Origin of the sequence: Candidatus Culexarchaeum yellowstonense, assembly GCF_024707025.1 — an archaeon.
Taxonomy (GTDB): Archaea; Thermoproteota; Methanomethylicia; order Culexarchaeales; family Culexarchaeaceae; genus Culexarchaeum.
This window is the reverse complement of record NZ_JANGFQ010000004.1, coordinates 13,001-28,094: the sequence shown is the minus strand read 5'-3', so window position 1 is coordinate 28,094 and position 15,094 is coordinate 13,001. Positions and strand designations below refer to the sequence as shown.

The following is a 15,094-nucleotide window of genomic DNA, read 5'->3' as shown; positions in this document are numbered from 1 at the left end:
TATTCATATTGTAGAAAAACATAGATGATATATTTTTATGAGTATTTCTGGTGTTTTTGATGCTTCCAGCTTTATGGTTTTATTAATTGTTTTTAGCTGCTTCCACAAGTTTCTGGAATATTTTGATCATTTCGCTATCCCACATATGTTCTGGGTGCCATTGTACTCCAATTATGAATTTATCCCCCTTATACTCTATTGCCTCTATTACTCCATCGTCAGCCCATGCTGTGGCTTCAAATCCAAGTCCAACATCTTTCACTGCTTGATGGTGGAAGCTATTTACCTTTAAAACTTCTTTGTTGAATATTTTGTGTAGTTTTGATCCTACTTTAACTTTTACTGTGTGTGTTGGGTAGTTTGGTGGAACTTCTGTTCCAGTTGCAGTGTGCCATGCATGTCTAATTGATTTTGGTATTTGTGTGTTTATGTCTTGGTATAGTGTTCCATTGAAGGCTACGTTTAAGACTTGTATCCCTCTACATATTGCCAGTAGAGGTTTCCCCCTCTCCACAGTCTTTCTAGCTAATTCTATTTCAAATTTATCTCTGAGTGGGTTTATTGAACCCATTTTCGGTATTGGAGGTTCACCATATAGGTATGGGTCTATGTCTGGTCCTCCACTGAGTATTATTGCATCCACCCTATCTATGATTTCATTTGGGTCTATGTTTATGGTTTCAGGTATTATTATTGGTATCCCTCCTGCAAGTTCCACAGATTTAACGTATGCCTCCCCCATCATGTATGTTCCTCTACTCCAATCATGTGATGCTGTTATACCCACCATTGGCTTCATTTTTGATCGCCAGTTAATAGTAAAAGTTTAAAAATTACTTAAAGTATTCTATTTTGCTAGGAGATGTTGTCTTGAGTGTTCGTAGATACCTTATATTGACTCCTGATGGTAGGGAATTGGATCCACTTAAAGTCCCCCTTGATGGGTTTAATGATGATTTTAAGGTTTTAGTTAGGAAGGAGGCTTTGAAGGAGGAGGTTGGTAGGGGGGTTTCTAGGATCCACAATTATTTTAGGAGGTTTGGTTTTGAGTGGGAGGGGAATTCCGATTTTGGTCATATGAGGTTTGGCCCTTACGCTGCATTGATATTTGATGTTGTGGCTGATGTTTCCCGTAAAGTTGTAAGAGATTTGGGTATACCGGTAGTGGAGGTTAAGGGGACTGCATTCTTCGATTTAAATGTACCTGCAGTTTCTGAGCATGCTAAGCTTTATGGTGATAGGCTTTACATGGTTGATAGTGATAAGGGTAAGATGGTTTTGAGGTATGCTGCTTGTCATCAACAGTTCTCCATGATAAAGGATTGGCAGTTATCCTATAAGGTTCTCCCATTTGGAGCATTTGAGATTGCAGATTCATATAGGTTTGAGCAGAGTGGTGAGGTTGAGTTATGTTTTAGGCTTAGGAGATTCTTCATGCCAGACTTACACATCTTCACTAGGGATATTGTGGAGGCTAAGGATTGGTTTATGAAGGTTCATAGGAAGATTATGGAGGAAGCTTCCAAGATTGGTAGAACCTATGAGCTTTTGGTTAATGTTGTAAATCCCAATGAGTATTCTTCCAATAGGGAGTTGATATTGGGTTTAGCTAGGGATGTGGGTAAACCAGTTTTGGTATGCATATATCCCGCCACTGGGTTAAACTATTATTGGACTGTTAATGTGGAGTATATGATTGTAGACTTCTCCAATAGACCTAGGGAGATAGCCACAGTCCAGATTGATGTGGGTAATGCTGAGAGGTTTGGGATAAAGTATATGGGTGAAGATGGCTCTGAGCATTACCCCATAATCCTCCATACAGCCATAATTGGTGGAATTGAACGATACATATACATGCTCTTCGACACAGCCCTTAGAATGAAGAAGCCCACACTACCATTATGGGTTTCCCCAGTACAGGTTAGAGTTATCCCTGTGGATCAAAGGAACCTCAATTACGCTTTCAAGGTTTGTGAATATTTGGAGTCTCAGGGCTTCAGGGTTGATGTTGACGATACCAATAGGTCTATGTCTAGGAAGATTGTGGATGCTGAGAAGGAGTGGATTCCATATATAGTTGTTGTTGGTGATAGGGAGGAAGCTGAGGGGAAGGTGAATGTTAGACGTAGAGTGCAGGGTGATCAGAGGGAATATTCATTGGAAGAGTTTGTTTCAGAACTCAATAACGCTTGTAGTGGTTATCCAAAGAAGCCTAGATACTTCCCAAAAACAGTTTCCAAGAGACCTGGATTCATAGTATATTAATCCAATGACGACGAAACAATTTAAATGCAATACTTACACTCCCATTTTACTGTGAGCTTTAAGCTTAACTATGATGGTGTTAAGAGAGGATTGTTTCTCAAAAGGTTGAATAGGTTTAGATGTATGGTTGAAGTTGATGGTAGAGTTTACTCTGCACATATACATGATCCTGGGAGGCTGAATGAATTATTGAAATTTGGTTCTGAAGTTCTCGTTAGACCACATTATTCCAGTGCTAGGAAAACTGAATTATACCTATTCGCAGTTAATTCTGGTGGAAGTTGGGTTCTCGTTGATTCCGCCCTACATAACAAGATATTCCAGTGGCTTTTAAATTCAGAACTCATACCAAATTTGCATGGTTACAGCATATCTAGGGCTGAATATGAGTATTCTGGTAGTAGATTTGATTTCCTATTGGAATCTAGGTTTGGTGGTAAAGCCATATTGGAAGTTAAAGGTTGTACTCTAGTGCTGAATGGCTTTGCACTATTCCCAGATGCACCCACAGTTAGGGGTAGGAGGCATGTTAAATGCTTGATCAAGGCTTTAAATGATGGTTATGAGTCGATAATCTTCTTCCTAGTTACACATCCTGAAGCTGAGATTTTCAAGCCCAATTGGGATGTGGATGAGGAATTCTCAAAAGCTTTATTGGAGGCTTATGGTCTTGGCGTTAAAGTTTATGCTTGTAAAGTTGTTTTGAATGTGGATTCCATGGAAATTTCATGGGGTGGCATGCTACCCATCCAACTCACCTAAACTTGGTAAACCTCAAGAATTAAACCGTATATTTTAAATGTAAAGTTCATAATAGAGTATCTAATAAGGTGTACTGAAATGTATGGTTGGAATGGTAAAATTTTACGTGTTGATCTTTCAAAGATGAAAGTGGCTGTACAGGATTATGATGCGAATTTTGCGAGGAAATATGTGGGTGGTAGGGGGTTTGCTGCGAGAATTCTTTGGGATGAATTGAAGCCTGGCATAGACCCCTTAGGTCCTGAGAATAAACTTGTCATAGCTGCAGGACCATTAACTGGGCTTCCAGGTCCAAGCCTCGGTAAACTGGTTGTGGCAGCTAAAAGCCCACTCACTGGTGGGTATGGGGATGGAAATATTGGAACTATGGCTGCAGTAAATATGCGTAAAGCTGGATTCGATGCTGTGGTGGTGGAGGGGAGGGCTGAAAAGCCAGTTTACCTTTACGTGGAGGATGGGGTAGGTTATATCTTAAGTGCTGAAGGGATGTGGGGTAGAACAACTTTCGAAGCTGAGAAGGGGCTTAAGGAAGTTCATGGTAGGGATGTGGGGGTGCTTGTTATAGGTCCTGCAGGGGAGAATATGGTTCGATACGCCACCATCATCTCCCAAGAGGGGAGGGCTGGTGGGAGGCCTGGTATTGGTGCTGTTATGGGTTCTAAGAAGCTTAAGGCTATAGTATTTAAGGGGACTAAGGATATTCGTTTAGCAGATCCGGAAGCATATAGTAAGCTTGTGAATGAAGCCTATGCCAGCATTAGGTCTAGAGTTGGCTATGATTTCTGGATTAGACAGGGAACCATGGCAACAATAGAGTGGGCTAATGAGAATGGTGTCCTACCCACACATAACTTTAGGGAGGGGATCTTTGAGTTTAGTAGACTCATTGATGGTTATGCAATGGAAGCAGCGAAAGTTAAGCGGAGGGGGTGCCCCTACTGCAACATGGCATGTGGAAATGTTGTCCTTGACAGTGAGGGGAGGGAAGCTGAACTAGATTATGAGAATGTCGCTATGCTTGGTTCCAATATTGGGTTAGGTCATCTTGGGAAAGTTTCTGTGCTAAATAGGATGGCGGATGAGTATGGAATAGACACGATCTCCCTAGGCAACACCATAGCCTTCGCCATGGAAGCCACTGAGAAGAAGCTTCTAAAGGATGGAATAGAGTGGGGGGATTTTGAAAGAGCGAAAATGTTGATTCAAGAAATTGCTTATAGGAAGGGGGATCTTGGAAACCTCCTAGCGGAAGGTACTATGAGGGTAAGTCAAAAACTTGGTGGAGGATCAGAGAATTGGGCAATACATGTCAAAGGGCTTGAAGTTTCAGCCTACGATTGCCACACAGTTCCAGGGATGGCTCTAGCATATGCAACATCACCAATAGGTGCCCACCATAAGGATGCATGGGTTATCTCATGGGAGATAAAGACGGATAGATCTGGATATACTGAGGCAAAAGTGGACAAGGTAATAGAATTTCAGAGGATAAGGGGAGGGATGTTTGAATCCCTAGTTTCATGTAGACTCCCATGGATAGAACTCGGCTTCGAACTTGAATGGTACCCCAAACTCTTAAAAGCAGCATCAGGAGTGGAAATTCCTCTAGAGGAAATGCTATACACCATTGCTGATAGGATATATGCTCTCATAAGAGCCTTCTGGGTGCGTGAATATGGTCAAGGATGGAGTCGCATGATGGATTACCCACCAAAACGCTGGTTTACAGAACCAATAACTAAAGGACCATATAAGGGTGCAACACTTGACAAAACGAAATTCGATAAGTTACTGGACATGTACTATGCTAAACGTGGATGGGATAGTAGGGGGATACCGACAAAAAGCACTTTTGAAAAACTTGGATTAAAGGATGTAGCAGAGCAGCTTTCAAAGAGCGTTGCCTTAACCCCATAACAATCTAAAACCCAATTTTTTTCCTCAATTGATCATTTAAACCCCTCCTCCCACAAATTTATGGCATCAATTCAAGTTTATTGACAAAATTTTTAAGATTAGTATTGCGTATGCGTTTATGGTATTTGTTGAGGAGTTGTGTGTAGGTTTGAGTGATTTGGTAGTGACTTTTGAACCTGATGGTAAGAAGGTTAGGGTTAAGGTTGGAACAACTGTTTTACAAGCTGCTAAGGAGGCTGGAATTAGTATAAGGTCTGAGTGTGGTGGTAGGGGGGTTTGTGGGAAATGCAAAGTAATAATTAGAGATATGGGTGCAGTTTCAGATATATCAAATGCTGAGAGGAAGCTTCTCCCACAACGTGAAATTGAGGAGGGTTATAGGCTTTCATGTCAAGCCATAATTTTGAAGGATGTTGTGGTTATGGTTCCATTGGAGAGTCGTGTTGCAGTTCGTAAAATAGAAGTTTATGGTTTTGAGAGGAGGGTTGAGTTAAACCCCCTTTTAAGAAAGGTTTATGTTAAATTGAAGGAGCCAACGTTATCTGATGTAAAGCCCGATTTGGAGAGGTTATTGGAAGCTGTAGAGGGGGAGTTGGGGGTTAAAATTGAATTCGATTTCGACATCTTAAAGGGGTTGCCGGAAATCCTCCGATCTTCTAAATGGAATGTTACAGCAGTTCTATGGGGCAATAGATTAATTGATGTTGAAGCAGGGGATACTACAAATGAAATTTATGGTATGGCCGTTGACATTGGAACTTCAAAGATAGTTTGCCATCTCGTTGATCTAAAATCTGGGGATACTCTTGCTGTGGGTTCAATTGAAAATCCACAAATCCTTTATGGGGAGGATGTGATATCGAGGATTGCATATGCATCAAATAGCAATCATAACCTCAACATCCTCCAGAAACTTGTCATTGATGGTGTAAATAAGGTTTTTGATGAAGCATGTCGGAAGGCTAATGTTGATCCTAATAAGGTTTATGAGGCTGTTGTAGTTGGCAATACAGCTATGCATCACCTCTTCCTAGGGATTCAACCGAAATATCTTGCTCTATCACCATACACTCCAGCAGTTAAGAGAGCAATAAGCCTAACAGCTAGAAACCTCAATTTAGGCAACATGAATCCAAGGGGTATTGTAACCATTCTACCCATAATAGCTGGCTTTGTGGGTGCTGATGCAGTGGCGGATATAATTGCAACGGGGATTCATGAATCTGAAGAGAATACATTGCTAGTGGATATAGGAACGAACACCGAGGTCATTGTTGGCAATAGGGAGGATATAATATGCTGCTCTTGTGCTTCTGGACCAGCATTTGAAGGTGCTCACATAAAAGATGGAATGAAAGCAGTTGCCGGTGCAATAGAAAGAATCCGCATAACCCAAAATCTTGAAGTTGAATATGAAACTATAGGTGGTGAAAAGCCTAGAGGGTTATGCGGCTCAGCAGTTATAGATGTGGTGGCAGAGATGTTTAAACATGGCATAATAGATTTCCATGGGAAATTCAACACAAACATTCCAACTCCAAGAATGAGGAAAACTGAGAGAGGATTTGAATTTGTAATTGCATGGAAAAATGAAACTGCCACTGGGAGGGAAATAACAATCACGCAAAAGGATATTAGAGAACTGCAACTTGCAAAGGCAGCAATATACACAGGATGCTCAATTTTAATGAAGAAAAAGAGTCTCAGGGAAGAGGATATCGATAAACTACTCATCGCCGGTGCTTTTGGAAACTACATAAACCCTGAAAATGCAAAGATCATAGGCCTAATACCAGACATACCAACTGAGAAGATAAGGTTTGTGGGGAACACGGCAGTTATGGGTGCGAAGATGGCTCTAATATCAAGGGAAGTTAGGGAAATTGCGGAGTCATTAACGAAGATTGTTCGTTATCATGAGCTTGCAGCAGATCCAGATTTCAATTCAGAATTTATTAATGCAATTCCCATACCAAACAGTATCATCGATAGATTTCCATCGGTGAAGAAGTACATTCAAAGTCACATATGATTTTCAAAGCTTAACGGGAATAGTATTTCCAAAAGTGAATTAAGCAAATCTACCGCACTTCTTCTAAACAACCCATAAATTTACCACTCATCTATTGGGCTTATCTGGAAAATTCTCTTTGGGAATATGGCTTCAAATATTTTTAGAGCTTCACCATCAATTTCAATTCTAATAATGTCTCTCCCGTCATTTAGCATTTCCTTGAATCCTTCCACTCCGTATATTAGCTTTGTAATTCCATCGCTGGTTACTTGTATGTGATTTTTAGATTTCCCCTCAACCACATTTATCTTGCCACTTGATATCTCCAGTTTTGTGCATCCATATGGGCTTCCAATGGATATTTCGTAGTCCAATTCTCCATATTTCTCAATAATCCTCTCCTCCAATACCCCCTTTATGGCTTCAAATAGTTTCCTTTGGTTTACGATGTAGTTCATGTATATTGCTCCCTTCATGGTTTCAAAGCATTTTAATGCTTCGCTTAATTCTTCATGTTTAGGTATTCTAAGTCTGAATATTTTAATCCCCTCATTCCTCATTTTATTTAAGATTCCATTTAGCAAATTGCAAAGTTTTCCACTTTCAATCGCTCCAAGCTCCATTACCATCCCCAATTTATCTGTCCATTGACTTCTGGAAGCTTTTAATGTGTTGAATGAGAGTGCATATCCATTTACTTCATCATCTTCGCTAACTATTCTGATCCCTGTCTCCTTCCCCTCGTAGAAGAAGCTTTGATAATATGTTTTCTCCATAATCTTTCTCCTCCAATAATTCTCTGATCTCTGGCAATATCCACTGATCTTTCTACCATATTCATCATGTATTTTTATTACTGCATGTAAATCTTCTTCACCCATTTCACTTATCCCATTTCTATCATATTTTCTCAGGGTTTTCAAAGCGTTGTCGACGTTTTCGCATGTCCCAACGTATTCGTGTATGAATGTTGTATTGGCGTATCCAACTTTCCTATACACTCTATATCCATCACTTCCATATCCTGTGAACAGTGATGATATTGGCCACCCCTTCTCTCGGCATATGTCCAATGCCATTTGCATTAGTTTTGTGGCTACCCCCTTCATTCTATGTTTTGGGTGTGTGGATACATTGGCTATTCCACCGCAATCTATTATGCTTTTCCCAATCCTCATCTTCCTATGCATTAACTGTACGTGTCCAACTATCTCCCCATCAATTTCAGCTACTAATGCATTTTCCCTTGAGAATCCATCATCATCCCCCTCATATCCAATCCAGTCCATTACGCTTAATTTCCATGAGTTGAAGGTTCTGAAGCAAGTTTTCATTAACTCCACTATTCCCTCCTCATCTCCAGATTTATATCTCCTAAACTTCACTTCCATGTTTAAAGTTCTCTTTATATGGATATATTTATCTTATCGGATTTCCATCTAATTATTTGGCGATGAAGAGAGCTGGTAAAACGGATTTGTGAAGAGTGATACCAGAGCTGAGCCTCACCTTAAATGCCTCTTTCCGAATGGTTTAGGTTAAATATTGGTTGTTATTATATTTGTGTTTGGAGGTGGATTTTGATGCCCGTGGTGCATGTGTACATGTGGGCTGGGAGGAGTCAAGAGGTTAAGGAGAAGATTGTTAAGGGGATCACTGATGTCTTTGTGAATCTCGGAGTTCCAGCTGAAGCTGTGACTGTGATTTTGCATGATGTGGAGAAGAGTAATTGGGGGAGTGCTGGTAAGCTTGCTTCTAAAACCTCTTAAACCCATTTTTACTTAATATTTTTATGTCTATAACCATCCTATACTCCCTAGGTGCAACTTCCCCAGTCCTCCTCACATCTAATATCTCGTATTTTACGTCAAACCCCTTCAGCTTTTCCTCGTATCTATCCCTCATCTTCACTTTTGGGTCTTCATTCTTCATGTACTTTATGAAGTCGTATGCATGTATTATTCCACCTGAATCCTTTAATGCCATTATGGCGTATTCAAGGTATTTTAATGCTAGTTCCGGGTATGGCATTAAAACTCTATCTGCAACTCCCATAAGTTTATTCATTATCACTTCCTTTGCATCTCCAAGTATTGGTATAACTATGTCTTCAACCTTATTTATCCTTACATTCTCTACTGCATAATCGTATGCGTATGGGTTTATGTCTATTGAGTATATTTTTGAAGGCTTCTCCAAAGCCCTTTTAGCTATTATTATTGAGTATGTCCCTACACCTGCAAACATGTTAACAATAACTTCCCCGGCGCGAACCATTCTCGCTATCCTCATCCTCTCCGTGGAGAGTCTTGGTGTGAAGTACACTTTTGATATGTCCAGTTTAAATATGCATCCATACTCCCTATGTATTGTTGTGAACCTCTTCTCCCCTGCAAGCCACTCTAAATCCATTACCCTATGTTCCCCACTTATTGGGCTCTTCTTCTCAACGACAACTTTAATGTAATTTACCTCTCTAAGTATTTTCTCTGCTATTTCATGTTTTATCTCTTTGAATTCAGGTTTAACTTCTATTACTGCAATGTCTCCTATTATGTCTAGGCTTCTAAGCCACCCCCTCTTTATATCCCTAAGATTCATCACCCTAAATTTTGCGTTATACACCTTTAAATCATATGGTTTATAGCTAATTTTCCACGAAAGTTTTAAATTGAATGTCTTGAGGTTGATATTGGTGAGCTCTGTTTGAAGGTTAGTGTTCTATATGGTAATGAGCCTGTATCCGTTGATATTCCAGATTCCCGATTTATGGGTGTTTTTAGAGTTAAGGAGCCTTTAGGGGTTGATGAGGATAGGGTTATTGAGGATTCTCTTAATAATCCCATTGGGAGGAGACTTGAAGATTATGATGCTGAAAGTGTGTTGATATCGGTTAATGATCAAACTAGATTAACTCCAACTCCGAAATTGCTGGATCATATTCTTAGGAGGGTTTCTGCGAAGCGTTTGAAGATAATTGTTGCCACAGGTTCTCATAGAGCTCCCACTGAGGAGGAGTATCGTAGCATGATACTTGGGCATCATTATGATCGTTTGAGGGGTGTAACTGTGGCTCATGATTGTAGGAAGAGTGAATTCGTTGATCTTGGGGTTACAAGTAGGGGGACTCCCATCCTTGTTAATAGGGAGGTTTTCCAGCATGATTTACTGGTCACCATAAGCTCCGTTGAACCACATTATTTTGCTGGTTATAGTGGTGGTAGGAAGATGTTTGCCCCTGGATTATGCATGTATGAAACTATTGAGAAGAATCATAGGTTTGCTTTAATGCCGGAAGCTGCTCTTGGTAAGCTTAAGGGTAATCCAGTCCATGAGGATCTTGAGGAGATTGCTAAGGCTGTGGTTGAGAGGGTCAGTATATTCTCATTGAATACTGCAATAAATGGTGAGGGGATGGTTTGGGCTGCTAAGGCTGGTGATCCATTTCAATCCTTCTACTCAATAGTTAGGGATGTTGAATCGTATTACTTGGTTAAGCTTCCAAGGGAGGCTGGAATTACAATTGCAGTTGCACCTAGAAGTATGGGTATAGATTTGTATCAAGCTCAGAAGGCTATTGAAGCTACTAAGCTTGTGACGAGGGTTGGTGGAGTAATAATACTCGTAGCCCCATGTTGGGATGGTATTGGTCCAAGAAACTTCTACGATCTACTTGTAAGTGGGGATAGGGGGGAGATTATTAGGAGGATATGGGAGGATTATAAGCTTGGATACCATAAAGCTGCAAAGCTCTTGGATGCAATTGAAAAGTTCAACATATATGCTGTGACAAATTTAAGTGGAGAAGTTTTAACTAGGATAGGGATTAAGCCATTTAATAGTTTGCAGAAGGCTTTGGATGAAGCGTTATCTAGTGTTGAGGGTGAAGTGGCTGTTCTACCTGAAGCCAGTATATGCGTCCCAAGGATTGCTGAATCTTAGGCATGTTTGTTTTGCGCTTCATTTAAATATTGTATCTAGCAATTGATTTTAATGTATGAGCTACTTGATTGTTAAATGTCCCCATTGTGGTGATGTTAGGGCTGTGCATTCCAATGTTAAGAGTTTCCAATGTTTTACTTGTGGTAGGAGGGTTAAATTGGCTCCCCATTTAATACTGTATAGGACTGGTGATAGGGATTCCCTCCCACTATTGGTTATGAAGTTTAAGGAGATATCCCTTAAAAAGAGGGGTTAAATGTCGTGTGATACTCATGGATTTAATTTCGAATATTAAGAGGGGGGTTATGGATGTCTTCAGTAGGATTGCATATGAATTTGATGTTACTAGGACTAAGCCTTGGAGTGAAGTTTACCTGCTGGCCAGATTTGGTGGTTTAATAGCTGATTTTGGTTGTGGTTCTGGTAGGCATGTTTCTGCTTTGGTGAATTGCGGTTGTGAAGTTTTGGCTGTGGATATATCCCCAATCATGGTTAAACTTTGTTTATCTAAGTTTAGGGGTGGTGATCGTTACAGGCTTGTTAATGGTGTAGTTTGTGATATAGGGTTTTTGCCATTTAAATCATGCTCCATAGATCATGCATTATGCATTGCCACCATACACCATATACCCACATTCAAAGCTAGATTGGATTCAGTTAACGAGATTTATAGGGTTTTGAAGAGGTTTGGTATTCTAATTCTAAGTGCATGGGCACTCTATCAGACTAGATTCATAAGGCTTATTCCAAGAATGCTTTTAGATAGGGTTTTTGGTAGAGTTTTGGAGTTTGGGGATGTTTATATTCCATGGAAGTCTAGGAATGCTGTTTATATGAGGTTTCATCACCTATTCTCTAGACGTGAATTTGTTAAGCTCTGCTCATCATCGAAATTCTCCATAGCATACATTTACGGTAAGAGTTTTAGGAAAACCCGCTTCTCGGAGAATCATGTGGCTGTATTATTTAAGCCTTAAACCTTTTATCCCACCAATACCTTTCATTTAATTGTTATGCTGGAAGTTTTGGCTGAGTATTTTAAGCGTTTGAAGAAGCCTATTAGGGGGATTTCCGGGGTTAGTGTTGTTGCCGTTATGGCTAAGCCATACCCATGTCCTCATGGTAAATGTATTTATTGTCCTGGGGGGCCTGATTATGGGACTCCTCAAAGCTATTATGGTAGGGAGCCTGCCCTCATGAGGGCTCAAGAATGCGGCTATGACCCATATGAGCAAGTTAGGGTTAGGCTTAATCAGTACTACTCCCTTGGGCATATTCCATCGAAGGTTGAACTCATAATTATGGGTGGAACTTTCCCAGCAATGCCTCTGGATTACCAAGAGTGGTTTGTAACCATGTGTTTGGAGGCTATGAATAGGTATCCCAATGGTAAGCCTAGTGGCTGGATTTATTTGAGGGATGCTCAAGCTAGGAATGAGCATTCCATGATTAGATGTGTTGGTATGACTTTTGAGACTAGGCCTGATTGGGGTAGGGAGGTTCATGCTGATAGAATGCTAAATTTGGGTGGAACTAGGGTGGAGTTGGGTGTTCAAACTGTTTTCGATGATATTCTGGTTAGGGTTCGTAGAGGTCACACTGTTAAGGATACCATTGAATCCACTAGAATTCTAAAGGATTGTGGTTTCAAAATTTGTTATCATATTATGCCAGGTCTCCCTGGTAGCGATTTGGATATGGATTTAAAGGTTTTTGAAACCATATTTAGTGATTCAAATTTCATGCCTGATATGTTGAAGATATATCCAACGGTGGTTGTTAAGGGTACTGGGCTTTATGATGATTGGGTTAAAGGCCTATATAAGCCGTTTACCACTGAAGATGCCATTGAATTGCTTACGAAGGTTTTGCCAAAGCTTCCTAGGTGGGTTAGGGTTATGCGTATTCAGAGGGATATACCATTGAATGTTGTTGAAGCTGGTGTTGATGTGGGTAATTTGAGGGAGGTTGTTCATAGGAGGTTGAGGGAGATGGGTTTGAAGTGTAATTGTATTAGGTGTAGGGAGGTTGGTCATAAGATGCTTAAGGAGGGGGTTTACCCAAACATTAATGATGTTAAGCTTCTTAGGGAGACTTATGAAGCTAGTGGTGGAGTTGAAGTCTTCCTATCCTTTGAGGATGTTGTTAGAGATGTTTTACTTGCCTTCCTTAGGCTTAGGTATCCATCTGAATTTGCCCATAGACGTGAAATAGATTCCAAAACCACCATTGTTAGGGAGCTTCACGTTTATGGACCTCAAGTTCCAGTGGGTTTCAAGCCAACCATTGAGTGGCAGCATAGGGGGCTTGGAAGCCTATTGATGGCTGAAGCTGAAAGGATATCCCTTGAAGAATTTGATGCCAAGAAGATTCTAGTTTTATCTGGTATTGGTGTTAGGGATTACTATAGGGGTTTGGGTTACCGTAAACTTAGGGATAGCCCATACATGTGTAAAGTTTTGAAATAAATTATCGAAACCGTTAATTCTTGAATTCACATATATCATATTCGATGGGTATGGAGTTTGATATACTCATAGTTGGTGGAAGGGTTTTTGATGGGACTGGTAATCCATGGTTTTATGGGGATATAGGTGTTCTTGGTGATAAGATAGCGTTTATTGGTAAGGCTAGGGGTGTGGATGCGAAGAGGGTTATTGATGCATCTGGATTGGCTTTGGCTCCAGGGTTCATTGATATGCATAGCCATTCCGATTTGGAATTGCTTGTTGATGGTAGAGCTATAAGTAAAATTCATCAGGGGGTTACATTGGAGGTTGTGGGTAATTGTGGTAGTTCTGCAGCTCCATTAAATGATCTACTGAAAGCCCATATGGAGAAGTTTGTTTTGCCAGAGTATGATTGGCAGATAAAGCTGGATTGGTCTACGATGGGTGAATACTTCAATAAACTTGAGAAGGGTGGGATTTCCTTGAATGTTGCTTCCCATGTTGGGCATTCAAATGTTAGGGCGTGTGTTTTGGGGTTTGATAATAGGGAGCCAACAAGTAGGGAGCTTGAGGATATGAAGAAGCTTGTTGCTGATGCCATGAAGGATGGAGCTGTGGGTTTAAGTACAGGTTTAATATATCCCCCAAGCTGTTATGCGAAGACTGAAGAGATAATTGAGTTGGCTAAGGTTGTGGCTGATTATGGTGGGATATATGCAAGTCACATTAGGGGTGAAGGTGAAACTTTACTTGAAGCTGTTAGGGAAGCTATACGTATTGGACGTGAAGCAAAAGTTCCAGTGGAGATAAGTCACTTCAAAGCTAGTGGAAAGCTGAATTGGGGTAAAGTTAAAGATGCTGCAAAAATTATTGAGGAAGCTAGGGAGATGGGCGTGGATGTAACTGCAGATCAATACCCATACATAGCTGCAAGTACAAGTCTCTCAGCACTACTGCCTGAATGGGCTCATGAAGGTGGAGCTGAAAAGCTACTTGAAAGATTAAAGAATCCAGAATCTCTAAATAAGATTAAAAGTCACTTGGAAATGTATAAGCGGAGGGATCCAGAATACTGGAATAGGATAATGATATCATACTTGGAGAAGAATAAACAGTTCCTTGGAAAGACTATTAGTGAAATATCTTCCATGCTGAATCTATCCCCTGAAGATACCGTGATAAAATTGTTGCTTGATGAGGAGACTAGGGTTTCACATATAAGTTTTGGTATGTGTGAAGAGGATGTTGAGTATGTAATGAGATTGCCTTGGGTTATGGTGGGATCTGATGGTAGTGCTGTGGCTCCTGAGGGGGTTTTGGGGAAGGGTAAACCCCACCCAAGATATTATGGGACATTCCCAAGAGTTCTCGGAGTTTATTCCCGTGAGAGGAAGGTGATAAGTTTGGAGCAAGCTATAAGGAAGATGACATATCTCCCAGCTTGGAGACTTGGATTGAGAGATCGTGGGATAATACGTGAAGGGGCTTACGCAGATATCGTCGTCTTCGATCCTAAGACTGTGATAGACAATGCCACCTTCATAGATCCACATAGACTTCCAAGTGGAATACTACACGTAATAGTTAATGGTGTAGTAACAATATATAATGGTGTACATACTGGTGCAAAGGCTGGTAGAGTTCTGAGGAGGCGTAGTTTTGAGGGGTTAAAAACTTTATAATGTGCACATAAATTGCTTATCTAACTCCCTATTTCCACAAAAATTATTTTAATTTTTAT

General features: G+C 40.4%; 13 protein-coding genes. 10 read left to right on the top strand and 3 right to left on the bottom strand.

Going from position 1 to position 15,094, the window contains the following annotated elements; genetic code table 11:
* Positions 1-82 precede the first annotated feature (82 nt).
* On the bottom strand, positions 83-799 hold the full coding sequence (locus tag MRT15_RS01740) for a gamma-glutamyl-gamma-aminobutyrate hydrolase family protein (protein WP_304327328.1): 717 nt from the start codon (positions 797-799) through the stop codon (positions 83-85).
* Between the two features lie 71 nt (positions 800-870).
* Here MRT15_RS01740 and MRT15_RS01735 point away from each other — a divergent pair, with 71 nt between their 5' ends.
* From MRT15_RS01735 to MRT15_RS01720, 4 genes are all read left to right on the top strand, one after another.
* Complete coding sequence (locus MRT15_RS01735) at positions 871-2,268, top strand: threonine--tRNA ligase (protein WP_304327326.1); 1,398 nt, start codon at positions 871-873, stop codon at positions 2,266-2,268.
* A 24-nt stretch (positions 2,269-2,292) separates the two neighbouring features.
* Positions 2,293-3,030 carry a DNA/RNA nuclease SfsA gene (sfsA, locus tag MRT15_RS01730; RefSeq protein WP_304327324.1) on the top strand — a complete coding sequence of 246 codons (738 nt, stop codon included), beginning with the start codon at positions 2,293-2,295 and terminating at the stop codon, positions 3,028-3,030.
* A gap of 78 nt (positions 3,031-3,108) precedes the next feature.
* Entirely contained in the window at positions 3,109-4,947 is a 1,839-nt protein-coding gene (locus MRT15_RS01725) for an aldehyde ferredoxin oxidoreductase family protein (RefSeq protein WP_304327322.1), read from the top strand.
* Positions 4,948-5,095: 148 nt separating this feature from the next.
* Positions 5,096-6,979, top strand: a complete 1,884-nt coding sequence (locus tag MRT15_RS01720; protein ID WP_304327321.1) for an ASKHA domain-containing protein — start codon at positions 5,096-5,098, stop codon at positions 6,977-6,979.
* 80 nt (positions 6,980-7,059) lie between these two features.
* Here MRT15_RS01720 and MRT15_RS01715 read toward each other — a convergent pair whose 3' ends face one another.
* Positions 7,060-8,352 carry a GNAT family N-acetyltransferase gene (locus MRT15_RS01715; RefSeq protein ID WP_304327319.1) on the bottom strand — a complete coding sequence of 431 codons (1,293 nt, stop codon included), beginning with the start codon at positions 8,350-8,352 and terminating at the stop codon, positions 7,060-7,062.
* Positions 8,353-8,544: 192 nt separating this feature from the next.
* On the opposite strand from MRT15_RS01715, the gene MRT15_RS01710 reads away from it, so the two are divergent.
* On the top strand, positions 8,545-8,730 hold the full coding sequence (locus MRT15_RS01710) for a tautomerase family protein (protein WP_304327317.1): 186 nt from the start codon (positions 8,545-8,547) through the stop codon (positions 8,728-8,730).
* Here the strand turns inward: MRT15_RS01710 and MRT15_RS01705 are convergent.
* Complete coding sequence (locus MRT15_RS01705; protein WP_304327315.1) at positions 8,717-9,562, bottom strand: class I SAM-dependent methyltransferase family protein; 846 nt, start codon at positions 9,560-9,562, stop codon at positions 8,717-8,719. The genes MRT15_RS01710 and MRT15_RS01705 overlap by 14 nt on opposite strands.
* A 105-nt stretch (positions 9,563-9,667) precedes the next feature.
* Between MRT15_RS01705 and larA the strand changes: the two genes are divergently transcribed.
* From larA to MRT15_RS01680, 5 genes are read left to right on the top strand one after another with little or no spacing between them, the layout of a single operon-like run.
* A complete protein-coding gene (larA, locus tag MRT15_RS01700) occupies positions 9,668-10,903 on the top strand; it encodes a nickel-dependent lactate racemase (RefSeq protein WP_304327314.1) in 1,236 nt (411 codons plus the stop codon).
* Between the two features lie 55 nt (positions 10,904-10,958).
* Positions 10,959-11,159 carry a DUF1922 domain-containing protein gene (locus MRT15_RS01695; RefSeq protein WP_304327312.1) on the top strand — a complete coding sequence of 67 codons (201 nt, stop codon included), beginning with the start codon at positions 10,959-10,961 and terminating at the stop codon, positions 11,157-11,159.
* Between the two features lie 16 nt (positions 11,160-11,175).
* Entirely contained in the window at positions 11,176-11,880 is a 705-nt protein-coding gene (locus MRT15_RS01690; protein ID WP_304327310.1) for a class I SAM-dependent methyltransferase, read from the top strand.
* A 48-nt stretch (positions 11,881-11,928) separates the two neighbouring features.
* A complete protein-coding gene (locus MRT15_RS01685) occupies positions 11,929-13,371 on the top strand; it encodes a tRNA uridine(34) 5-carboxymethylaminomethyl modification radical SAM/GNAT enzyme Elp3 (RefSeq protein ID WP_304327308.1) in 1,443 nt (480 codons plus the stop codon).
* A gap of 50 nt (positions 13,372-13,421) precedes the next feature.
* Positions 13,422-15,035 (top strand): amidohydrolase family protein, encoded by a 1,614-nt coding sequence (locus tag MRT15_RS01680; protein WP_304327306.1) that lies wholly within the window; start codon positions 13,422-13,424, stop codon positions 15,033-15,035.
* Positions 15,036-15,094: the final 59 nt, after the last annotated feature.